This is a genomic window from Haemophilus paracuniculus (genome assembly GCF_002015115.1).
GTDB classification, from domain to species: Bacteria; Pseudomonadota; Gammaproteobacteria; order Enterobacterales; family Pasteurellaceae; genus Haemophilus_E; species Haemophilus_E paracuniculus.
On sequence record NZ_MUYA01000008.1, the window covers coordinates 106630 to 127552 of the forward strand.

Consider the following 20923-nt stretch of genomic DNA (forward strand, 5'->3'; position numbering starts at 1 on the left):
TTTTTGCCCTTCTTTTCTTTAAGATTTCTACAATCCAACATCATAACAGAGGTACTTCCTATGGAAACGCTCTATAATCTTTTCTTGGGCTTTAATGCTCAGGTGCTTTCCAAAGCACCATTCCTACTAGGGATTGTCGCCTGTATCGGCTACATTCTTCTCAAAAAAGACACCACGACCATTATTAAAGGGACGATCAAAACCATTGTCGGCTTTATGATGGTGCAGGTCGGTTCGGGGACGCTCGTAAGCGGCTTTAAACCGATTATCGAAAATCTTTCCAAATTCCATAACCTCACGGGGGCGGTGATCGACCCTTACACCAGTATGCAAGCGACCATTCAAACAATGGGCGATAACTATGCGTGGGTCGGTTATGCGGTGATTTTGGCGTTGTTCCTCAACATTTTGTTGGTGGTGTTTAGACGCTTCACGGGGATTCGCACCATTATGCTCACAGGGCATATTATGTTCCAACAAGCAGGTTTGGTGGCGGTGTTCTATATGATTATCGGTGCGTCAATGTGGGAAACCGTGCTTTACACCGCCGTGATTATGGCACTCTATTGGGGTATCTCATCTAACATTATGTATAAACCAACCCAAGCGGTAACGGGCGGTGCAGGTTTCTCAATCGGACACCAACAACAGATCGCATCTTGGGTAGCGGTGAAATTAGCGCCGAAACTCGGTAACAAAGAAGATAGCGTGGATCATATGAAACTGCCGAAATGGCTACACATCTTCCACGACAGCATTTCAGCCACGGCAATCGTGATGACCGTGTTCTTCGGCATTATCTTGCTCTCATTCGGCTTAGATAACCTACAACAAATGGCGGGTAAAACCCACTGGTCAATGTACATCTTGGAAATGGGCTTGAAATTTGCGGTAGCCATTCAAGTGATCGTAACCGGTGTGCGTATGTTCGTGGCGGAATTGTCCGAAGCGTTCAAAGGGATTTCAGAGCGTGTGATTCCAAACTCTGTATTAGCGATTGACTGTGCGGCGATTTACGCTTTCTCACCAAACGCAATGGTATTCGGCTTTATGTGGGGGGCAATTGGCCAATTCGTGGCAGTAGGTATCCTCCTCGCAATGGGTGCACCAGTGCTTATCATTCCAGGCTTTATCCCGATGTTCTTCTCTAACGCAACCATCGGCGTGTTTGCCAACCAATTCGGTGGCTGGAAAGCCGTGATGAAAATCTGTTTCGTAATGGGTATCATCGAAGTGTTAGGCTCTGCGTGGGTCATCCAACTGCTCGCTAGCCAAGGCACCACCTTCAACGGCTGGATGGGTATGGCGGACTGGGCGTTATTCTTCCCACCGATTTTACAAGGTATCGTCAGCATTCCATTCTTCTTCTTCATTCTTTTAGCCCTCGCAGTGGTTTATATGGCGCTCGCCTCTAAACAACTTCGTGCAGACGAAGCTGCTGCCAAAGCCGCAGGCAAAACCCTTGAACAAATGGACGGCTACGGCTTAGACGAAGTGGCAAGCGAACCTGCGGAAACCGCCCCTGCCCAAGCAGAAACAGCGGCTGCAAGCGGTGAGAAACCGGTGAGAATCCTTGCGGTGTGTGGTTCAGGTCAAGGTTCATCAATGATGATGAAAATGAAGATCAAAGGCTACCTCGACAAACGTGGCATTCCAAACATTATGGACTCTTGTGCGGTAACCGATTACAAAGGTAAGTTAAGCGAAGTGGACATCATCGTTTCAAGTAAACACTTAGCCGGCGAAATCGAAGTGGGCGAAGGCAAATACGTTCTCGGCGTACAAAATATGCTCAACCCAAATTCATTCGGCGATGAACTTGTCGAGTTAATCAACAAACATAACGCCAACAAAGGCTAATCTAACGAACGCCCCTCAACGCGAGGGGCAATTTAGAAGGAATCTGTAATGAACTTAAAACAATCTTTAATCGAAAATAACTCAATCCTCCTCAACCAAAAAGCGAGCGACTGGAAAGCGGCAATCAAAATCGGCACGGATTTGCTCGAAAAATCAGGGGCGATTGAGCCACGTTACTACACCAACATCGTGGACAAAATCGAAGAAATGGGGCCTTACATCATTCTTGCCCCAGGTTTAGCAATGCCCCACGCTCGCCCAGAAGAAGGGGTAATCAAAACCTCATTCGCTCTTGTAACCCTCACCGAACCTGTTGTGTTTGACGGCGAAGATGAACCCGTTTCGGTGCTGATTACCCTCGCAGGCAGCGACTCAGACAAACATATGCAAGGCTTAATGGAAATCACCCAAGTGCTAGACGACCCCGACAGCGAAACAGGTGTCGATCTCGACAAAATCCGCCGTTGCACTACGGCAGAAGAAGTGCTTGCCGTGATTGATCAGGCGTTAGCCTAATTTAAGACTTACAAGGGGTTGGATAGTAGAAATTTTCTAAAAACCGACCGCTTGTTCCCGTCATTTTGCGTTGAGCGGTTTCGTGAATTTCAAGGGCAATTTGTACTGTTTGAGCTTGCGAAGCAAGCGAGTTTACAAATCGACCGTAGAAATTAGAAACAAGCGAAACAAAGCAAAATGTTCGGGTTGCCTTTCTTTTTGGTTACTTTTTCTTTGGAAACGCAAAGAAAAAGTAACGAATAAGCAGTTTGTGGATTTTCCCAAAATCCCCCCATTTCACATTTCAAAAATAAGGAAAATACTATGTCCAAACCCCTCTTACAAATCGCCCTCGATTCGTTAAGCCTCGAAAAAGCCGTTGCTGATGCCAAACAAGCGGAAAAATCGGTTGAAATCATCGAAGTTGGCACAATCCTCGCTTGTGCAGAAGGAATGAAAGCGGTCAAAACCCTGCGTGCTTTGCACCCTGATCACATTTTAGTTTGCGACCTCAAAACCACGGACGGCGGTGCAATTCTCGCCAAAATGGCGTTTGAAGCTGGTGCAGATTGGCTCACCGTTTCCGCCGCCGCTCACCCAGCGACCAAAGCCGCTTGTAAAAAAGTGGCGGACGAATTTAACGAAGCGAATCCGAACGCCAAAGTGAAAAAAGAGATCCAAATCGAAATCTACGGCAACTGGACCTTTGAAGATGCCCAAGAGTGGGTAGATTTAGGCGTGAAACAAGCGATCTATCACCGCTCACGTGATGCAGAATTAGCAGGCAAGGGCTGGACGGACGAGGACATCGAAAAAATGAAACGCCTCGAACAAATCGGCTTAGAGCTTTCCATTACGGGCGGCATCGTGCCAGAAGAAATCCACCTCTTTAAGGACATCAAAAAAGCCAAAGTCTTTATCGCAGGGCGAGCCTTAGTCGGCGAAAAAGGCAAACAAACCGCTGACGCGATCCGTGCGGAAATTGAGAAATATTGGTAATTTGCGTGAATGATCAAGCGGTGCGATAAGTGAAAATTTTCACGGTTCGCACCGCTTGTTTTTTGGCTAGATTAAGAACCAATGGGGAATCAGGTTCATCACGATCATCGTCATCACCGAAAGTAGCAAGCGTGATGAACCGAAAATGAAACCACGATTGGTGCCGTTGTCGAATTTCACCAGCAAATTCGCCATTGCGGTGAGGGCGTAAACTTCAATCAGGGTAAAAATCACCAAATACACATAGGCGGAAAAGAGCGAGAGATATTGCAACGCCAAGAACCACGGGGCGATAATGCCGACGGCAAGCAGCGGGGCGACCCACACGATTTGCTGGCGAGTGAGGTTGATGTGTTTAGAAAACGGGGCTTGTAGCACCACTGTCATCAAGCCGTTCACAAACAAGGCGATTGGCACTTGTTCGGGCAAGCCGAGTTTGGTGTTGAACAGATAGGGGAAAATCACAAAAAATGAAGTGGCAATGCTGAGGGGCAAAAACAGCATTAAATGCACAAACAGAAACTCTTTGGTGATGATTTCACGGATTTGAGCGAAACGGAATTTGACTTTGGTATTAACGCTTTCCACCTGATAAAACGGCTTGACCATAAAGCAAAAAAGCACCAATTCCATTAAAAAGCAGCACCAAATCAGCCATTGAATTTGCTCAAATTTGATGAACGGAATGGCGAGCAACGGGGCGGTCATTGAGGAAAAACTGGTTACTCGCAGAAATTTGCCCTGCAAGCGGGTTTTTTGGCTATATTCATCGCCCGCCAACGCCAGCAAACAGGCTCGGGCGTTGGTGCTAAACAGGCAACTGCCAATCCCGAAACAGGTGGTGGCTAACAGCAACACCGCATAATGATCGGCGGATAAAAAGAACACATACGCCAACACATCTAAGGCACAACCGACCAACATAATCCGAGCCAGCCCGAAACGGTCGCCTAAAATCCCCGCAAAAATCGCAAGGGCTTGGCTACAAAAAAACAGTAACGAAAGGGAAAAAGCGATTTCCACATTGCTCAACCCTTTTTGTTGCAGGTAAATCGCAAACACGCTCTGCATCGCAAAATAGGCAAGGGTGGAAATAAACCGCCGTGTTAAAAGCAGTTGTTGAAGATTCATAAAGTAAAAATTGCCACAAAAAAGTGGCAATTTTACTGATTTTTTAAGATGTTGAAAAACGAAAACAAGGGGTGGGATTTCAAAAAATTTCGCTGATCCCACCCCTTGTAACCATTAGAGATTGATATTCTCTACATTCACTTGTTCTGCTTGTTTAATCGCCTCGCGGTTTTCGTTAAGCGAACGTAAGTAAGCTACTTGAATTACCGCAGGAATGGTAACGCGGTAGGCTGGACCAGAAATATCATATGCAGTCCACGCAACATTAAGCGTCCAACCAATCGGACCTGATAACACTTTAAGAAATTTCATCAACAAGCGATTGCCTGCTGCTGGCAAGCCTCTACCAATTAATTTTTTAAGAATTAAATTGACCAATCTATTAATCAAAATATAGGACTTAAAACCACCTTTTTTAAATATAGCTTGAAACACACCCAGTAAAGCCTGTGTCTTGATGTTATTTGTATTATCTAACCCTAATTCTTCTGCAAGTTCTTTACGATCTTCTTCATTCAGTTGTCCAAGTGAATCTTCCAGAATTTTCATCAATAAATTTTGTTCTATCAATTTCACATCTGAGTTTTCATTGAAATTTACCTTTAATTGTTTACACACCTCACAAAGAATTTCTTTATATGGCACACCAACGTAGGTTGAAGGATTGGTAACATTTGAAATTTTCGCTGCCGTGCGTACTAATACTCGTGCAAATGGGGACATTGTATGTAAAATAGCAGAACCACTACCATTTTCATTATACGAGGAAGTAATACTTCTAGCTAAATTTGAAAAAGTATTCCCACCAAAGCATTGCAACTCCCCTGCAATATCTTGCCAATACTTTTGGTGATCAGGATAATACCTTTGATACAAAGGGCTGTCAGAAAGATGTTCTGTATAGCGTTGCTTATTGTCTTTTGGATCATAAGTTAAAATATAAACAAGATTATCCAATTCTTCCGAAGAACAATTTTCAAGAAATGCTAAATCAGGATCTGGACGATAAGCCATAATTTTTCTCCAATAATGTTGCTAAAAACTGCAAATATTCTAATTTTTCGGCTATACTTTGAACACGCACGAACAAGTTGGGCGACCTGCCGAGCTTGTATGGTTTTCCCTAACAAAAAAGAGTATTTATGAAATCAAGCGATAAATTAAGACAAAACATTCGGGATTTTCGAGAAGATCGGGGGCTGACGCAGGCTCAAATGGCGGAAAAATTAAATTTATCGGTGGAAGGTTACGCAAAAATTGAGCGTGGTTCTTCGCAAGTGAAAATCGATCGGTTAGAGCAGATCGCTTGTGTGTTAGGGATTAGCGTGGCAGATTTGATTCCATTTGGGGAAGATAGCGTATATGTGTTCAATAATAATGCAGATAATTCAAGCACATTTAATGTTGCCGTTGGCGACCCAGCCCTGAACGCTGAAATTAACCTGCTTCGTCAGATGATTGAGATGAAAAACGAATTATTAACCAGCCGAGAGCGAGAGATTGATTCCCTCAAACAGCAAGTGGAAACCTTGCAAAAACTGGTGGCTGAATTAGAAAAATAGCCAAAAACAAGCGGTAAGATTTCCCAAAAATCTTACCGCTTGCACTTTAAAAAAACTACTTCGCCCTCGCCAACTGCTTTTTAAGTTTGAGCATTTTTTCTTTGAAACGCTGGCGTTTGAGGGTGGAAATGTGATCGACAAACAGCACGCCGTTGAGGTGGTCGATTTCGTGTTGAATGCAAATCGCAAACAAGCCGTCCGCCTCGAAGATGATTTCCTCACCTTTGCGGTTGAGGGCTTTGACTTTCAGCTTCTCTTTGCGAGGCACTAAGGCACGACAACCAGGGATCGACAAACAGCCTTCCTCAATCCCCGTCTCGCCCGAGCTTTCCAAAATTTCAGGGTTAATCAGCACCACTTGGTTCGCCTTGTCGCCCTCAATATCAATGGTAATCACCCGTTGCAACACGCCCACCTGCGGTGCGGCAAGCCCGATGCCCTCGTGGTCGTACATTGTGTCAAACATATCATCAATAAATTGGTTGAGCTTTTCGTCCACCGTGGCGACAGGTTCGCACACCGTTGCCAATCGTTCATCGGGGTAAAGCACTACGTCTAAAACAGCCATTTTTGTGATCTCGATCGAAAAATTAAAAAAAAGAGGTTGGCTATTCTAACCCTTTTCCTATTATTAGGGAATTTTTGCAGGGGGAAAAATGGCGTATCAGCGAGAATTATTACGATTATTGCAAGTGCCACAATTTGGGGCAGCGAAAATCGCCCGATTGTTGGCAGAAGTGGATTGGGCGACTTTTTGCGATTACGGCAAGGCGGAATTGCGAGCAATGGGCTGGAACGAACGGCAAATCCAACGCTGGTTAAAGCCTGATTTGGCGAGCATTGAGCAAACTCTGGCGTGGGCGGAACAGCCGAACCAACGCTTGCTAACCTTATTTGATGAAGACTACCCGTTCTTGCTTCGCCAAATCAGCACCGCACCGCCCGTGTTGTTTGTGCGAGGGGCGGTCGAGGCGTTGGGTTTGCCTCAAATCGCAATGGTCGGCAGCCGAGATTACTCGCCCTACGGCGAATTTTGGGCGAAGCAGTTCGCCGGCGATTTGGTCAAAAACGGCTTGGCGGTAACGAGCGGATTGGCGATTGGGATTGACGGATTTTGCCATCAACAAGCGGTCAGTTTGGGCGGAATAACCGTTGCGGTGCTGGGATCGGGCTTGGATCAAGTCTATCCGCTACGCCACAAAAAACTCGCCGAACAAATCAGCGAAAACGGTGGGGCGTTAGTCTCGGAATTTTTCCCGACCCAACTGCCCCTTGCCGAAAATTTCCCTCGCCGTAATCGGATTATCAGTGGCTTGTCGCTTGGCACGCTGGTGGTGGAAGCCACGATTAACAGCGGATCGTTGATCACCGCTCGCTACGCCCTCGAACAGGGGCGAGAGGTGTTCGCCCTGCCGAACAGCGTACAAAATCCATACAGCCAAGGCTGCCACAAATTGATCAAAGAGGGGGCGTTGTTGGTGGAAAATGTGGCGGATATGTTGGACGCCATCGCCCCACAAATCCAAACGCCACGCCCCTCGCAATTTGCCCTGTTCCACCAAACCGAAACGCCATTACAAGCGGCGCGATCCGAGCCAATTTCTGCAAAACCGACCGCCACTTCGCCAGCTCTTTCCGCTCAACCAATTTCCATCCCAACCCCAGAGGCAAAAATTCCGCCCAATCTCACCGCTTGCCAACAGCAAATCTACACCCACATCAGCCTTGACCCAATCAGCGTAGATGACATCGCCAAAGCCTGCGACTTCGCTGTTGAAACCGTATTGATCGAAATGTTGAATTTAGAGTTAAGTGGGGTGGTAAAACAAGTAAGTGGGGGGTATGTGAAATGCTAAAAGCAAGGGGTGGGATTCCGTAAAATCCTACCCCTTGCAAAGTAGATTAAGCTCGATTACGGCGTTGTTGTAGGATAAATACCAACACTAGCAATAACGCACAGGCGAGGGAAATCATAAAGAGGGTGCTGAAAAAGCCGTTCCACTTGAAGTTTTCGATCACGAGTGAGAGCGGTAAGCCTGCCACGGCGGCACCGATGTAGGCGAACAAGCTGACGAAGCCCGTTGCGGCACCTGAGGCGTATTTGTGCGAGTTTTCAGCGGCTGCCATTGCGATCAGGAATTGCGGCCCGAAAATAAAGAAGCCGATCAGGAAGAACAAGCTCGACATCAAGAAGCTGTTGTCGCTTGGCACGAGCCAGAGGGCGAGGGACACGGAAATAATCCCGACCACATAGATGATGTTCATTTGGGTACGGTTGCCTTTGAAGAATTTGTCTGAACCCCAGCCTGCGAACAACGCCCCTAAGAAGCCACCGATTTCAAAGAACGACACGCTGGCATTGGCTTGTAGCAAGTTGTAGCCGTGGGTTTCGGTCAGATAGAGGTTGCCCCAGTCGTTGATGCCCGTCCGCACGATATAGACGAGGCAGTAAGAGATTGCCAACGCCCAAATGATCGTGTTTTTGAACACATAGGTTTTGAGGATTTCCCAAGTGGATAAACCCACCCCTTCGCTTTCGTGGTTTTTCTCGGCGATGTCGTTTCGCCATTCGCCCACGGTCGGCAAGCCCATTGAGCTTGGGCGATCTCGCAAGAAAATGCAAAGCCCAAGCCCCACCACCACAGCGATCAACCCAGGGATAATCATTCCATATCGCCAGCCCCACGCCAGCGTTACTGCCCCTGCGATGAGCGGAATCACCGCCCCACCAAGGTTGTGCGAAGTGTTCCAAATCGCCCACCACAAGCCCCGTTCGTTACGGGAATACCAAGTGTTGAGGATTTTCGAGCAAGGCGGCCAGCCCCAGCCTTGGAAAAAGGCGTTGATCATCCAAAGGGTAACGAACATAAAAATGGACGAACTCATTCCAAAGAAGATGTTTACCACGCCCGTGGCGATTAGCCCGATCCCCATAAAATAGCGAGGGTTTGAGCGGTCGCCGATTACGCCTGAGAGGAATTTTGACACGCCGTAAGTGAGGTAAAACGCCGTCCCCATAATCCCGATATCGGCTTTTTGCAAACCTAAATCGGCGAGCATTTCGGGCATTACGAAGTTGAACCCTTTACGGGTGAAATAGAAAACCGCGTAGCCGATGTAGCTCACGATCATTAAATGTAACCGCCAATAACTGTAGGTTTGGTCGATTTCTTCTTTGCTTTTGGTTATCGGCAAATCAGGGGCTTCACGAAAAATAGCCATTGTTTACTCCTTAATTTTGAAAATTTTTCAGAATTATAGGAATAATCCACGGCAAATTCTGTGAAGTCGCTCACATTTTTGAGGAAGACGGGGTGGCAAGCGGTGTGATTGCGGAAAATTTTAACAAAAACGCACTACCGAAGTAGTACGTTTGATGTTAGAACCCTGCCTGTTTTTCCAACTGTTCCACCAAGGCTTCATCAAGGTTGAGGGCGGTGGCGAGTTGGGCGAGGAAGACGATTTCCTTGCGGGAAAGCTCTTGGCAGGTAATGCGTGCCGCGAGGTAAACTTGGCTGGCGAGGGCGGTGTTGTTGCCGACCGCACGAGCGATTTCGTCAATCGTGATCGGGTTCGCCGTTTGTTGGATGAGCCATTGTTGGAACTCGGCATCATCGCCACCCTCTTTGCGAATCAAGGCTTCTTCCGCTTCGTCTAGCACGCCGTCTGCGAGGGCGGCGGCAATCATTGTGCGTAAAATTAGCTCGTTTTGCGATTCGCTGTTTGCTTGCTCAAATTCGCTGGCTGGCACGGCAATTTCGCCCGTACTCTGATTTTGCTGATAATTTTGATACGCCTTGTACGCCAATCCGCCAAGAGCCGCCAACGAGCCTAATTTAGCGAGGCTTGAACCGCCGTTTTTGCCGAGTACCATCGACAAAATCCCTACCAACGCCGCACCGCCGCCGACTTTGGTAATGGTGTCGGTGTTGCCCTCTTTGATCTCTTGTGCCGACTGCTTCGCCGAGTTCAGCACGCTGTCGAACACCTTGCTCAAATCGCCCTTGCTCTCGTTCGCGGTTGAACTAACCGAACGCAACACGCCATTTAAAATTTCGTTAAAATTCATTTTGTTTCCTCTTGAATGGATAATCAAACATTGCGATGTATAGACAGCGATTGTGGGGGAAGGTTGCGACAAGGGGTAGGATTTTGCGAAATTTCTGAAAATCCTACCCCTTGCAAGGTTAGAGAAGAATGCTTCCGACCAAAGCAATAAGGAAACCCACCACCCCGATTGAGGTTTCAAGCAGTGTCCACGTTTTTAAGGTGGTTTTGGTATCCATTTCGAGGAAGCGGCTCATTAGCCAGAACCCTGAGTCATTGACGTGGGAAAGCACGGTCGAGCCAGAGGCAATCGCGATCACGATAAAGCAGAGGTCAAAGGCGGTGAGGCTTGGGTCGGCAGCCACCGCTGGGGCGATTAAGGCGGCGGTGGTCGTGAGGGCAACGGTTGCCGAGCCTTGTGCGACGCGTAATGCTACTGCGATTAAGAATGCCGCGACAATAATCGGCATTCCTGTGTCCGACAACATCGCCGAGAGCTGTTCGCCAATGCCACTTGCTCGCAACACGCCGCCGAACATTCCGCCCGCCCCTGTTACCAACACAATCGCACAAATCGGGCCAAGGGCGTTGTTACAAATGCTTTCGATCTGTTCGTAGCTACGCTGATCTCGCAAGAGGGCAATCGCCACCAGCAAGGTAATCAACAACGCAATCGGGGTTTTGCCGAGCAAGCGGAGGCTTTCCACCCAAAGCTGCGAGCCGTCAATCACTTTGGCAACGCTTAATGTGTTCAAGCCTGTATCGAATAAAATCAAGAAAATCGGTAACAACAAGACGATAATCACTCGTCCAAAACTTGGTGGATTTTGCACGGCGGTTTCGTTGATTGCGGCACTGCTGAGAAAGGATTTCGGCAGGGCGACATTCACTTTTTGGCTGATCCATTTGCTGAACAGATAAGTGCCGATGTACCAAGTAGGAATCGCACAAACCAAGCCAACAATCACTAATAATCCCATATTTACGCCGAGCAAATCGCCCGAGGCGACAGGGCCGGGGTGCGGTGGTAGGAATGCGTGCATTACCGCAAATCCGCCCGCGACAGGAAAGGCGTAACGAAGCACCGATCCGCCAAACTGTTTCGCCACGCTGAACACAATCGGCAACATCACGACTAAGCCTGCGTCAAAAAAGATCGGGAAGCCGAATAATAAGGAAGCAACACCCAATGCAAGCGGTGCTTTTTGCTCGCCAAAACGGTTGATCAGTGTGTCGGCAAGCACTTTCGCTCCACCTGTTACTTCCAATAATCGCCCGATCATTGCCCCCAAGCCGACTAATAACGCCACCGAAGCGAGGGTGTTACCGAAGCCCGTTAAAAGGGTTGGCAGGATTTTATTAACGGGAATGCCCGCGGCGAGAGCGGTCAATAAACTGACGATAATCAACGCCACAAAAGCGTGTACTTTGAATTTGATGATCAGCAACAGCAACAAGGCTATCGCTGCAATCATAATAAAAATTAACATAGCCACCTCGATATGTTATGATTGAATTGTTACGGGTAACATTAACAGAAATCTAAACGCTGTAAAGCATATTTTTTAGGCAAATGTTAAATTTGCGATCTAGTTCACAAAATTTAATGTTATGGGTAACATTTTCGGCACTTTTTTGATGAGAAAGCGTAGCGAGGTCAAAATGAGCAAGGTTTTTATTGTAATGGGCGTTTCTGGCACGGGCAAAAGCACGGTGGGGCAAGCGGTGGCTTCTCGCTTAAATTTTAAATTTATTGACGGCGATGATCTTCACCCCCGAGCCAACATTCTCAAAATGGCACAAGGGCAACCGTTGAATGATGCGGATCGCCAACCGTGGCTCGCACGGATTTCCGATGCGGTGTTTAGCCTTAATCACAAAAATGAGCAGGGGATTATTGTCTGTTCAGCGTTGAAAAAGGCGTATCGCGATCAAATTCGGCAAGGCAATCCCGAGTTAAAATTTCTGTTTTTACACGGCAGTTTTGAGCTGATTTTGGCTCGAATGCAGCAACGAGCAGGGCATTTTATGAAAGCAGAAATGTTGCAGAGCCAATTTAATACGCTGGAACTGCCGAACAATGAGCCTGATGTGATCGAAATTGCTATCGACCGCCCTTTTGAGGAGGTGGTGAACGCCTGCGAGCAAGCGATTTTAGCCTAGCTAAATGCTCTCGCCACAATGAATGGTGTAGCCGAGATCGATAATGTTCCGCTCAATCGGCTGTTGAGCGAGGCGAGCCAGCAAGGTTTGAGCCGCCACTCGCCCGATTTCAAGGCGAGGGGTAATCACAGTGGCGAGTTGAGGCGTGAGCGACTGCCCCACATCGTGCCCGTGAAAGCCTGCAATCGCAATCTGCTCAGGCACATCAATCCCCTGCCGTTGGCACTCAAACAACGCCCCAATCGCCAAATCATCATTGGTGCAAAAAATGCCGTCCAGATCGGGATATTGCTGTAACGCCTGTTGCAACTGTTCCGCCCCCAAACTGAATGAAGACGGCATTTCGGTGGTAATGTGGCGAACCTGCAAACCGTAGCGTTGCATTGCCCGCTCGTAGCCTTGCATTTTGAGGCGAGTTCGCTTATCCATTCGAGCGGAAAAATAGACAATCTTCCGCCGCCCTCGCAAAATCATCGTTTCCACCATTGAACACGCCGCAGAAACATTGTTAAAACCGACCGCTTGTTGAATGGCGTGGCTGGTGTCCATTATCTCAATCACGGGAATGTTCGCTACTTCTAGCATTTTCAAGGTGCGAGGGCTATGCTGATTTTCCGACAAAATCAGCCCTTCGACATTGTAAGAAAGCAGCGACTCAATCCGTTGTTCTTCCTTTTCCATTGAATAGCCGTAGTGAGCCAACATCGTCTGATAGCCCGCCTCGTCCGTGATTAGCTCAATCCCCTTAATTACTTCGGCGAACACCTGATTGGTCAAAGACGGCACTAACACTCCAATCGCACGGCTCTTGGCGTTGGATAAAATGCTCGGGGCTTTGTTCGGAATGTAGCCAAACTGTTCCAACGCCACCGCAATTTTCTGCTGCGTTTCCACCGCCACCGACTGCGGCTGACGCAGATAACGGCTCACCGTCATTTTGGTGATCCCTAAATGATCGGCAATATCTTGCAACGTAGGGCGTTTGGGTTTGGTCATAGGCTGGCGATGAGATGAGAAAAGAACCTATTTTAAGGTTTTTGAAAGGGAAATCAATCGCAATGCAAGGGGTGGGATTGGCGGAAATTTCGCAGAATCCTACCCCTTGCAAACAGATAAAAAACTAAGCCAACAACTGAGCCAAAATCGCTAAAATCGCGGGTAACGCTTGTTTCAAGAAAATGCTGCGATTTGCGGTGATAGCACCGTAAATGCCTGCGAACATTACGCAAATTAAGAAAAATATCACCACCGAAAACTGTTGGCTGATTAAGCCGAACAGCAACCCTGCCGCCAAAAAGCCGTTGTAAAGCCCTTGGTTGGCGAACATCACTTTGACTTTGGGCTGGGCGATAAAATCATCGCTTAAATTGAAAATTTTCTTCGCTTTGGTACTCTCAATCGCAAACATTTCCAAATATAAAATGTAGAAATGTTCGACCGCCACCAATAAAGTTAAAATTAACGCTAAAATTGCCATTATTGTTCCTCTGAAATTAAAGTTAATTTACCCGCAAAACTCTCTTGTAATTTTGCAACGAAAAGTGCCAATTCAGTCGGGTTTATGCCGAGAAAAAGCGTGATTTTGTCGCTAAACTGCTGATCTTCTAGCACCACATCAAAGCCGTTGAGCAGATATTGCACCCGTTCAAATTGGTCGTAATCGCACTGCAAGCGGTAGGATTTTCGCAACACTTTGCGGACGGTTTCCAACTTCGCCAATGCTTGCTGAACGCCGTTGCCGTAAGCTCGCACCAAACCGCCCGTGCCGAGCTGGATACCGCCATAATAACGCACTACCACCGCACTCACTTCGCCCAAACCGCTGCCAAGCAGATAATTCAACATCGGCTTGCCCGCCGTGCCAGAGGGTTCGCCATCATCGGAAAAGCCGTATTGTTGCGAATCAGACGGTAGCCCCGCCACGCACGCCCAGCACCAATGGCGAGCCTGCGGGTGCAACGCCTTGATTTCCGCCCAAAAGGCTTTCGCCGCCGCCAGCCCCTCGGTGTGGCGAAGATAAGTGATAAATCGGCTCTTTTTGATCTCTTCCTCAAAAATCACTTCGTCTTTTGGAATAAAAAATTGCATAACCGCCCCCTTGCAAAGGGCGGAATGATACCCCGAAAGGGTTTGATCGCCAACTGATTTCCCTTTATGATTTCGCCATTTTTACCTAAAAGGAAAACCAATGACCACCCCGATTTCTGATTTACAAACTCTAATCCGCTCAATGCAACCCGTGCTGAACGAGGGCATTTACTATTTCGCCACCCTTGCCGAGGGGCAAAATGTGCCGTTCGACCAAATCATCTCGCTGATTCAAGAAAAAGAGGGGGTGTCGATTGTGGTAAGCGAGCAGACCGCCCAACAGTATCAGTTGGACGGACAATTTAAATCGGCGTGGATCACCCTTAACGTCCATTCCGACCTCGCCGCCGTGGGGCTAACCGCCGCTTTCGCCACCGCCCTCGGCAAAGCCAACATCAGTTGCAACGTGATCGCAGGCAATCATCACGACCATATTTTCGTGCCATATCATTTGGCGGATAAGGCAATGGAAACCTTGCTCAATCTTCAACAAAGCTAAAAAGAGGACAAAAAATGAAACTTTGGTATTCTACCACCAGCCCCTACACTCGTAAGGTTGTGGCGGTGGTTAAACATCATCAACTCGAACAAACGGTCGAAATGCACCGTGTTACCTCATCTTTCGACCCAAACTCACCCCACAATCAAGATAACCCCCTTGGGCGGATTCCAGCCCTGCAACGCAACTGCGGACGCTGGCTGTTCGGCAGTCTGCTGATTGCGGAATATCTCGATCAAAAAGGCTCGAACGTCGCTCTTGTGCCGACAAGCGGTAAGATTCGTTGGAATACTTTGGCGTTGCACAACCTTGTGGACGGCATTATGGAAAACACAATGCCGATGATTGCCGAAAAAATGCTACGCCCCGAAGCGGAATGGTGGACAGCTCGTCATCAACAACTGATGGATCGCAACGCCAAAAGTTTCGCCCAGTTAGAACAAACCCTTGACGAATTCGGCACGGAACTGAATATCGGCACGCTCACCGCCGTCTGCCTGATCGACTGGTGGCAATTCCGCACCGAAAAATTGGGCTACGATCTGGCAAAAAATCACCCAAATCTCACCGCTTGGGCGGAACAGATGAATGCCAAATATCCTGTGTTGGCGGAAACGAAACCTTTTAGTTAATGAGCTATAAGACAAGTATTGCAGTTGTGATTTGGGGATAAATTCACAATTTCTGATAATCCCCCCTTGTTTTGCTACAATACCGCCATTCTTCCCTTTTCGATCGAAATTATGTCAAAACTGAATATTATTTTTGCAGGCACGCCGGATTTTGCGGCGACTCACTTACAAGCGTTACTCAATTCTGAACACAATGTGATTGCGGTTTACACCCAGCCCGATAAACCTGCGGGGCGGGGTAAGAAGTTGCAGGCAAGCCCTGTTAAGCAGTTGGCGGAAGCGAATAATATCCCTGTCTATCAGCCGAAATCGTTACGCAAGGAAGAGGCACAAGCCGAGCTGAAAGCTCTCAATGCCGATGTGATGGTGGTGGTCGCTTACGGCTTGATTTTGCCCGAAGCGGTGTTGAACGCCCCTCGTTTGGGCTGTTTGAATGTACACGGCTCGCTGTTACCGCGTTGGCGTGGGGCAGCACCGATTCAGCGTTCGATTTGGGCGGGCGATAAGGAAACGGGCATCACCATTATGCAAATGGACGTGGGGCTAGACACGGGCGATATGTTGCACAAGGTGGCGACCCCGATTGCACCGAACGAAACCTCGGCAACCCTCTATCAAAAACTCGCCGAACTCGCCCCACCAGCCTTGCTTGACGTGTTGAACGGCTTGGAAAGCGGTCATTTTCCGCCCGAAAAACAGCAGGACGATCTCGCCAACTATGCGGAAAAATTAAGCAAAGAAGAAGCAAAATTAGACTTCAATCTCACCGCTTGTCAGCTCGAACGCAATATCCGAGCGTTCAACCCTGCCCCAATGGCGTTTTTGACCTTGACCGTCAATGGTGTGGAAGAACGGCTCAAAATCTACCAAGCGGACGTGCTACCCCACGCCGACCAACCTGCTGGCACGATTTTAGCGGTGGACAAAAAAGGCATTCAAATCGCCACCTCGCAGGGCGTGCTAAACATCACGCAACTGCAACCGCAAGGCAAAAAGCCAATGAGCGTGCAGGATTTCCTCAACGGGCGAGGGGAATGGTTTGTGGTAGGGATGCAACTACAAAACTAAGAGGTTTTATATGAAAAAATTTTTAAGTTTAATTTTATCTTTCTGCTCAATGTTTTCATTTGCTGCTCAAATGCCTGTTCAAGCAACGGAAGATGGGACAGTTATTATGTTAATTGATGGAAAAATTAATACTAATGATGGACAACAGTTCATCAATATAGCAGAAGCTTGGCGAAAATCAGGTAACCCAATACAAACAGTATTTTTAAATAGTGGGGGCGGAAGTATAAATTCTGGATATCAAATTTCTAATTATATTACGAGATATGGTATTCAAACCATCGTGATGAATGGCGATACTTGTGCAAGTTCTTGTTTTAATATTTTCATTGCAGGAAAGCCAAGAGTTGCAGATTTAAAGAGTAGGATTGGGGTTCACCGCATCTCTCAAAATACATTTGATACGGCAACGGCACGTTCATATTCAATAGATATGAGTACTTACTATAAATCAATGAATGTGCCTAACAATATTCGATTAGCAATGTTAGAAACACCGCCTGAAAAAATGTATTGGCTAAATCCAAAGGAAATAAAAGAAATTACAAGTTATCAACTCAATTATCAAGAAGCAACATCTGTTTTAAGATCTGGTGGCATACCAGAATCAAAGAGTACGATTACAAATAATTCTAAACAAATAGCAAAACAGCTTAATAAAGAAGCTATTCCTTTAATTTGGAATAATAATCTTTCACTAGCCATATCCAAATTAGAACAAGCTAAACAATATGACCCTTCAAATTCAGAAGTGCTTGGTAACTTAGGTTTTGCTTATCAACAAATGGGAGATTTGAGAAATGCTCAAATCAATTTTACAGCCTCATTAAAATTAACCCCAAGAAGAGGAGCTACTTGGGGTAATCTCGCTGATTTACTCGCAGATACAGGGCAAATTAGTTGGGCAACGCAAGCTTTTGTTAATTACTATACTTATTCTAAAAATAAACAAGCTGCTTTAAATCTGTTCTATACTTGGATGCAAAAATATCCTAATACGGGACGAGATATTGCAGTAAGGCAGGCGATGGCAAGGCTTGGTTTACAATAAATAAGTGTTAAGAAAGAGCTTTTTAGTTGATCTTCCAAAAGATAGGACTACAATGTAGTCCTATTTCTATTCTGTCGGAGGTAAAAATGGCTGAAACCTATGTAAGAGCAAGAGTGGATACCCAGCTCAAAGATAATGCAACGGCGTTGTTGGAAACGCTTGGGTTAAGTATGTCGGATTTTATTCGGATTGCTCTCACCCGAGTGGTGTTGGAAAAAGGAGTGCCGTTTGAAATGAAAGTGCCGAATGATCTGACTCGTGCAGTGATGGCTGATATTGTCGCTCGCCACGAAAAAGAGGGCGAATTAGAAGGTGTTCTTTCTCCTGAGGAGGCGTTAAATGTCCTCCAACAACAATAAACGAGCCACAATGCCAAGAGGCGTGATTTATCATAAATCTTTCCTCAAAGATTGGGAAAAATTAAATAAATCAGGGCGTTATGATATGAACGCCTTAAAACAAGTCATTTTATTACTCATTGCGAATGATGCCCCATTGCCAGCAGAATATGTCGATCACGAATTGAAAGGCGAATTTAAAGGCTTTCGAGAATGTCATATCGGCGGCGATTTCCTTTTGGTTTATTATCTCGATCATAAACGCAATGTGGTTGAATTTGCTCGCACAGGCACTCACTCAGAACTATTTAAATAATGAAAAAACTATCCCCCCGTGCGGTTTCCGCACAAATTTTGTTACAGGTGTTCGATCAGGGGAAATCCCTTTCTACGCTCATTCCCGAGGCTCAATCGCAGGTGGAGGCGAGGGATTTGCCGTTGGTGCAGGAAATTGCGTTTGGTGTGTGTCGGGTGCTGCCTCGTTTAGAGCGGATTATTTCCCTGCTGGTTGAGAAGCCGTTAAAGGGCAAAACTCGCTTGGTACATTGCCTGCTGTTGGTCGGGCTTTATCAGTTGCTCTATCTGCGAGTGCCAGCTCACGCAGCGGTGGGCGAGACCGTGAATGCGATCAAACCGCTCAAACTCGACAGTTTTCGAGCCTTGACGAACGGGGTGCTTCGCCACTTTTTGCGTGAGCAGGAAAGCATTTTGGCGAAGGTCGATCAGCATTGGCAAACCTTGCACCCCGAATGGCTGGTTAATCAGCTCAAAAAAGCCTACCCAAATTGGCGTGAGATTATGGAAGCGAATAACCAAAAACCGCCGATGTGGATTCGGGTAAACTCGCAACATTCCACTGCTGAGGATTATGCCAAATTGCTCGGCGATTTGGTAAAAATTTGCGATTATCCGACCGCTTGTAAAGAGGCGTTACGCCTTGAAAAAGCGGTGTCGGTGGCTCAACTGCCCCATTTTGACGAGGGCTGGGCGACGGTGCAAGATTGCCACGCCCAGTGGTCGGCGAGTTTGCTCGATCCACAAAATAACGAAACCATTTTAGATGCCTGTGCCGCCCCAGGGGGGAAAACTACCCACCTGCTTGAACTCGCCCCGAATGCGAAAGTAACCGCCCTCGATATTGAGGAAAGCCGTTTAAAACGGGTGCGAGAGAATTTGCAACGGCTCGGGCAAACGGCGAAAGTGGTGTGTGGCGATGCCAGCCAGCCCGAACAGTGGCTGGCAAGCGGTGAAATGTTCGATAAAATTTTACTCGATGCCCCTTGTTCGGCAACGGGCGTGATCCGCCGCCACCCCGACATCAAATGGCTACGCAAAGAGACGGACATTGCGGAACTGGTCGCCCTGCAAAGCAAAATCCTCAACGCCCTCTGGCAACGGCTGAAACCAAACGGCACGCTACTCTATGCGACCTGTTCCGTTCTGCCAGCGGAAAATCGTGAGCAGATCGAAAACTTCCTCGCCAGCCATTCCGATGCAGAACTCGTGCCAATGGATTTCCACGGCGAAAGCTGCATAATGAAACAATTTTTCCCGAGCGAAAACGGCGGCGACGGCTTTTTCTACGCCAAACTAGTCAAACGAGGTAGCGAGTGAAAATCATTATTTTAGGGGCTGGGCAAGTTGGCTCAACCCTCGCCGAAAATCTGGCGAACGGCGATAACGACATCACGCTGATTGACGACAATCAGGAACAGCTCAACAAATTGCAGGATAAGCACGATTTACGCGTGCTGAAAGGCAACGGGGCTTCGCCTCGCATTTTGCGTGAGGCGGGGGCGAGCGATGCGGATTTGTTGGTGGCGGTAACGCAAAGTGATGAACACAATATGGTAGCGTGCCAAATCGCCCACACGTTGTTTAACGTACCGACCAAAATCGCACGGATTCGCAACCCCGATTATGTGCGTGAGCGTGAGCAGATTTTCCAAACCAGCGTGTTGCCGATTGACCAAATTATCGCCCCCGAAGTGTTGGTGAAGCAGGAAATTTTACGCCTAATCAACTACCCAGGGGCGTTGCAGGTTTCCCATTTTGCCGATGATTTAGTCAGCCTCGTCAGCGTCAAAGCCTACTACGGCGGTCCGTTGGTCGGCTACCCAATTTCCGCCCTCAAAGATCATCTGCCCCATATTGAGGCTCGCATTGTGGCGATTTTCCGCCAAGAAAATGCGATTATTCCGCAGGGTTCGACCATTATTGAGGCGGGCGATGAGGTGTTTTTCATCTGTGCGACCCAGCATATCAAAGCGATGATGAGCGAACTGCAACGCCTCGAAAAACCGCATAAACGGGTAATGATTGTCGGCGGTGGTAGTATCGGAATGGGACTGGCAAAAGATTTGGAAGAGCGTTGTAGCGTTAAAATTATCGAACGAGATGCCCAGAAAGCGGATAGATTAGCCGAAAATTTAACCAAAACGCTGGTGCTAAAAGGCGATGCGTCCGACCAAGAGTTGCTGTTTGAAGAACATATCGAAAACATCGATCTGTTTTTGGCATTAACCAGCGATGATGAGGCGAACATTATGTCCGCCCTACTCGCCAAACGGTTGGGGGCGAAAAAGGCGATTGTGTTAGTGCAACGAATGGCGTATTTGCACCTAATTCAGGGCGGCACGATTGACATTGCCCTCTCGCCACAACAAGCGACCATCTCCGCCTTGTCGAGCCACGTCCGCAAAGGGGATATTCTCAAAGTCGCCTCCCTCAAACAGGGCTTGGCTGAGGGGATCGAAGTGGTGGCACACGGCGACAGCGACACCTCGAAAGTGGTCGGCAAAACGGTCAAAGAACTCAAATTACCCCAAGGGGCAATCATCGGGGCAATCGTGCGAGACGAAAACGTGATCATCGCCCACAAATCCACCGTGATTTGCGAAAACGACCGCGTAATCCTGTTCGCCAACGACAAAAAACAGATCAACGAAATTGAAAAGCTCTTCCAGCCGAGTATGTTTTTTCTCTAAATA

The 20923-nt window shown here is 47.5% G+C and carries 23 protein-coding genes; 14 read left to right on the forward strand and 9 right to left on the reverse strand.

Annotated elements, in window-relative coordinates:
* Positions 1-60 precede the first annotated feature (60 nt).
* The 3 genes from B0187_RS06840 to B0187_RS06850 all read left to right on the forward strand — a co-directional run bounded on the left by B0187_RS06840 (position 61) and on the right by B0187_RS06850 (position 3354).
* Positions 61-1860 carry a PTS ascorbate-specific subunit IIBC gene (locus tag B0187_RS06840; RefSeq protein WP_078237118.1) on the forward strand — a complete coding sequence of 600 codons (1800 nt, stop codon included), beginning with the start codon at positions 61-63 and terminating at the stop codon, positions 1858-1860.
* 48 nt (positions 1861-1908) lie between these two features.
* Positions 1909-2376: a PTS sugar transporter subunit IIA gene (locus B0187_RS06845; RefSeq protein ID WP_078237119.1), complete on the forward strand. Its 468-nt coding sequence runs from the start codon at positions 1909-1911 to the stop codon at positions 2374-2376.
* Positions 2377-2679: 303 nt separating this feature from the next.
* On the forward strand, positions 2680-3354 hold the full coding sequence (locus B0187_RS06850) for a 3-keto-L-gulonate-6-phosphate decarboxylase UlaD (RefSeq protein WP_078237120.1): 675 nt from the start codon (positions 2680-2682) through the stop codon (positions 3352-3354).
* Positions 3355-3420: 66 nt separating this feature from the next.
* Here B0187_RS06850 and B0187_RS06855 read toward each other — a convergent pair whose 3' ends face one another.
* On the reverse strand, positions 3421-4485 hold the full coding sequence (locus B0187_RS06855) for an MFS transporter (protein WP_078237213.1): 1065 nt from the start codon (positions 4483-4485) through the stop codon (positions 3421-3423).
* 114 nt (positions 4486-4599) lie between these two features.
* Positions 4600-5499 (reverse strand): YaaW family protein, encoded by a 900-nt coding sequence (locus B0187_RS06860; protein WP_078237121.1) that lies wholly within the window; start codon positions 5497-5499, stop codon positions 4600-4602.
* 128 nt (positions 5500-5627) lie between these two features.
* Between B0187_RS06860 and relB the strand changes: the two genes are divergently transcribed.
* On the forward strand, positions 5628-6047 hold the full coding sequence (gene relB / locus B0187_RS06865) for a type II toxin-antitoxin system RelB family anti-toxin (protein WP_078237122.1): 420 nt from the start codon (positions 5628-5630) through the stop codon (positions 6045-6047).
* A gap of 55 nt (positions 6048-6102) precedes the next feature.
* Here the strand turns inward: relB and def are convergent, their stop codons facing one another.
* Positions 6103-6615, reverse strand: a complete 513-nt coding sequence (gene def, locus B0187_RS06870) for a peptide deformylase (RefSeq protein ID WP_078237123.1) — start codon at positions 6613-6615, stop codon at positions 6103-6105.
* 88 nt (positions 6616-6703) lie between these two features.
* On the opposite strand from def, the gene dprA reads away from it, so the two are divergent.
* A complete protein-coding gene (gene dprA / locus B0187_RS06875; protein WP_078237124.1) occupies positions 6704-7903 on the forward strand; it encodes a DNA-processing protein DprA in 1200 nt (399 codons plus the stop codon).
* 46 nt (positions 7904-7949) lie between these two features.
* Here the strand turns inward: dprA and uhpC are convergent, their stop codons facing one another.
* The 3 genes from uhpC to B0187_RS06890 all read right to left on the reverse strand — a co-directional run bounded on the left by uhpC (position 7950) and on the right by B0187_RS06890 (position 11584).
* Complete coding sequence (uhpC, locus tag B0187_RS06880) at positions 7950-9269, reverse strand: MFS transporter family glucose-6-phosphate receptor UhpC (protein WP_078237125.1); 1320 nt, start codon at positions 9267-9269, stop codon at positions 7950-7952.
* A 157-nt stretch (positions 9270-9426) separates the two neighbouring features.
* A complete protein-coding gene (locus B0187_RS06885) occupies positions 9427-10116 on the reverse strand; it encodes a tellurite resistance TerB family protein (RefSeq protein ID WP_078237126.1) in 690 nt (229 codons plus the stop codon).
* Between the two features lie 118 nt (positions 10117-10234).
* Positions 10235-11584 carry a GntP family permease gene (locus tag B0187_RS06890; RefSeq protein ID WP_078237127.1) on the reverse strand — a complete coding sequence of 450 codons (1350 nt, stop codon included), beginning with the start codon at positions 11582-11584 and terminating at the stop codon, positions 10235-10237.
* Between the two features lie 172 nt (positions 11585-11756).
* On the opposite strand from B0187_RS06890, the gene B0187_RS06895 reads away from it, so the two are divergent.
* Positions 11757-12257, forward strand: a complete 501-nt coding sequence (locus tag B0187_RS06895; protein ID WP_245797017.1) for a gluconokinase — start codon at positions 11757-11759, stop codon at positions 12255-12257.
* Here B0187_RS06895 and gntR read toward each other — a convergent pair whose 3' ends face one another.
* From gntR to B0187_RS06910, 3 genes are all read right to left on the reverse strand, one after another.
* Entirely contained in the window at positions 12258-13253 is a 996-nt protein-coding gene (gntR, locus tag B0187_RS06900) for a gluconate operon transcriptional repressor GntR (protein WP_078237128.1), read from the reverse strand. It lies immediately after the preceding gene.
* A 124-nt stretch (positions 13254-13377) separates the two neighbouring features.
* Entirely contained in the window at positions 13378-13734 is a 357-nt protein-coding gene (locus tag B0187_RS06905; RefSeq protein WP_078237129.1) for a DUF1304 domain-containing protein, read from the reverse strand.
* Positions 13734-14345: a YigZ family protein gene (locus B0187_RS06910; RefSeq protein ID WP_078237130.1), complete on the reverse strand. Its 612-nt coding sequence runs from the start codon at positions 14343-14345 to the stop codon at positions 13734-13736. Before B0187_RS06910 ends, B0187_RS06905 begins: the two co-directional genes overlap by 1 nt.
* 100 nt (positions 14346-14445) lie before the next feature.
* Between B0187_RS06910 and B0187_RS06915 the strand changes: the two genes are divergently transcribed.
* From B0187_RS06915 to trkA, 8 genes are all read left to right on the forward strand, one after another.
* Positions 14446-14844, forward strand: coding sequence for an ACT domain-containing protein (locus tag B0187_RS06915; RefSeq protein WP_078237131.1), 399 nt, complete (start codon positions 14446-14448; stop codon positions 14842-14844).
* 14 nt (positions 14845-14858) lie between these two features.
* Complete coding sequence (locus B0187_RS06920; protein WP_078237132.1) at positions 14859-15476, forward strand: glutathione S-transferase; 618 nt, start codon at positions 14859-14861, stop codon at positions 15474-15476.
* Positions 15477-15587: 111 nt separating this feature from the next.
* Entirely contained in the window at positions 15588-16544 is a 957-nt protein-coding gene (fmt, locus tag B0187_RS06925; protein ID WP_078237133.1) for a methionyl-tRNA formyltransferase, read from the forward strand.
* 10 nt (positions 16545-16554) lie between these two features.
* Positions 16555-17595, forward strand: coding sequence for a hypothetical protein (locus tag B0187_RS06930; RefSeq protein ID WP_078237134.1), 1041 nt, complete (start codon positions 16555-16557; stop codon positions 17593-17595).
* Positions 17596-17681: 86 nt separating this feature from the next.
* Positions 17682-17954 (forward strand): type II toxin-antitoxin system RelB/DinJ family antitoxin, encoded by a 273-nt coding sequence (locus B0187_RS06935; RefSeq protein WP_078237135.1) that lies wholly within the window; start codon positions 17682-17684, stop codon positions 17952-17954.
* Positions 17935-18249, forward strand: coding sequence for a type II toxin-antitoxin system YafQ family toxin (locus B0187_RS06940; RefSeq protein ID WP_078237136.1), 315 nt, complete (start codon positions 17935-17937; stop codon positions 18247-18249). The genes B0187_RS06935 and B0187_RS06940 overlap by 20 nt, the downstream gene beginning before the upstream one ends.
* A complete protein-coding gene (rsmB, locus tag B0187_RS06945; protein ID WP_078237137.1) occupies positions 18249-19547 on the forward strand; it encodes a 16S rRNA (cytosine(967)-C(5))-methyltransferase RsmB in 1299 nt (432 codons plus the stop codon). Before B0187_RS06940 ends, rsmB begins: the two co-directional genes overlap by 1 nt.
* Positions 19544-20920, forward strand: a complete 1377-nt coding sequence (gene trkA / locus B0187_RS06950; RefSeq protein ID WP_078237138.1) for a Trk system potassium transporter TrkA — start codon at positions 19544-19546, stop codon at positions 20918-20920. The genes rsmB and trkA overlap by 4 nt, the downstream gene beginning before the upstream one ends.
* Positions 20921-20923 lie beyond the last annotated feature (3 nt).

Bases quoted from the DNA above. Each gene is read 5' to 3' on its own strand.
- uhpC (WP_078237125.1), bottom strand. From the start codon at position 9,269: ATGGCTATTTTTCGTGAAGCCCCTGATTTGCCGATAACCAAAAGCAAA.
- B0187_RS06920 (WP_078237132.1), top strand. From the start codon at position 14,859: ATGAAACTTTGGTATTCTACCACCAGCCCCTACACTCGTAAGGTTGTG.
- B0187_RS06930 (WP_078237134.1), top strand. From the start codon at position 16,555: ATGAAAAAATTTTTAAGTTTAATTTTATCTTTCTGCTCAATGTTTTCA.
- B0187_RS06845 (WP_078237119.1), top strand. From the start codon at position 1,909: ATGAACTTAAAACAATCTTTAATCGAAAATAACTCAATCCTCCTCAAC.
- B0187_RS06890 (WP_078237127.1), bottom strand. From the start codon at position 11,584: ATGTTAATTTTTATTATGATTGCAGCGATAGCCTTGTTGCTGTTGCTG.
- B0187_RS06860 (WP_078237121.1), bottom strand. From the start codon at position 5,499: ATGGCTTATCGTCCAGATCCTGATTTAGCATTTCTTGAAAATTGTTCT.
- relB (WP_078237122.1), top strand. From the start codon at position 5,628: ATGAAATCAAGCGATAAATTAAGACAAAACATTCGGGATTTTCGAGAA.
- B0187_RS06940 (WP_078237136.1), top strand. From the start codon at position 17,935: ATGTCCTCCAACAACAATAAACGAGCCACAATGCCAAGAGGCGTGATT.
- B0187_RS06850 (WP_078237120.1), top strand. From the start codon at position 2,680: ATGTCCAAACCCCTCTTACAAATCGCCCTCGATTCGTTAAGCCTCGAA.
- gntR (WP_078237128.1), bottom strand. From the start codon at position 13,253: ATGACCAAACCCAAACGCCCTACGTTGCAAGATATTGCCGATCATTTA.
- B0187_RS06895 (WP_245797017.1), top strand. From the start codon at position 11,757: ATGAGCAAGGTTTTTATTGTAATGGGCGTTTCTGGCACGGGCAAAAGC.
- B0187_RS06905 (WP_078237129.1), bottom strand. From the start codon at position 13,734: ATGGCAATTTTAGCGTTAATTTTAACTTTATTGGTGGCGGTCGAACAT.
- dprA (WP_078237124.1), top strand. From the start codon at position 6,704: ATGGCGTATCAGCGAGAATTATTACGATTATTGCAAGTGCCACAATTT.
- B0187_RS06840 (WP_078237118.1), top strand. From the start codon at position 61: ATGGAAACGCTCTATAATCTTTTCTTGGGCTTTAATGCTCAGGTGCTT.
- B0187_RS06910 (WP_078237130.1), bottom strand. From the start codon at position 14,345: ATGCAATTTTTTATTCCAAAAGACGAAGTGATTTTTGAGGAAGAGATC.
- B0187_RS06855 (WP_078237213.1), bottom strand. From the start codon at position 4,485: ATGAATCTTCAACAACTGCTTTTAACACGGCGGTTTATTTCCACCCTT.
- rsmB (WP_078237137.1), top strand. From the start codon at position 18,249: ATGAAAAAACTATCCCCCCGTGCGGTTTCCGCACAAATTTTGTTACAG.
- B0187_RS06935 (WP_078237135.1), top strand. From the start codon at position 17,682: ATGGCTGAAACCTATGTAAGAGCAAGAGTGGATACCCAGCTCAAAGAT.
- B0187_RS06885 (WP_078237126.1), bottom strand. From the start codon at position 10,116: ATGAATTTTAACGAAATTTTAAATGGCGTGTTGCGTTCGGTTAGTTCA.
- B0187_RS06915 (WP_078237131.1), top strand. From the start codon at position 14,446: ATGACCACCCCGATTTCTGATTTACAAACTCTAATCCGCTCAATGCAA.
- def (WP_078237123.1), bottom strand. From the start codon at position 6,615: ATGGCTGTTTTAGACGTAGTGCTTTACCCCGATGAACGATTGGCAACG.
- fmt (WP_078237133.1), top strand. From the start codon at position 15,588: ATGTCAAAACTGAATATTATTTTTGCAGGCACGCCGGATTTTGCGGCG.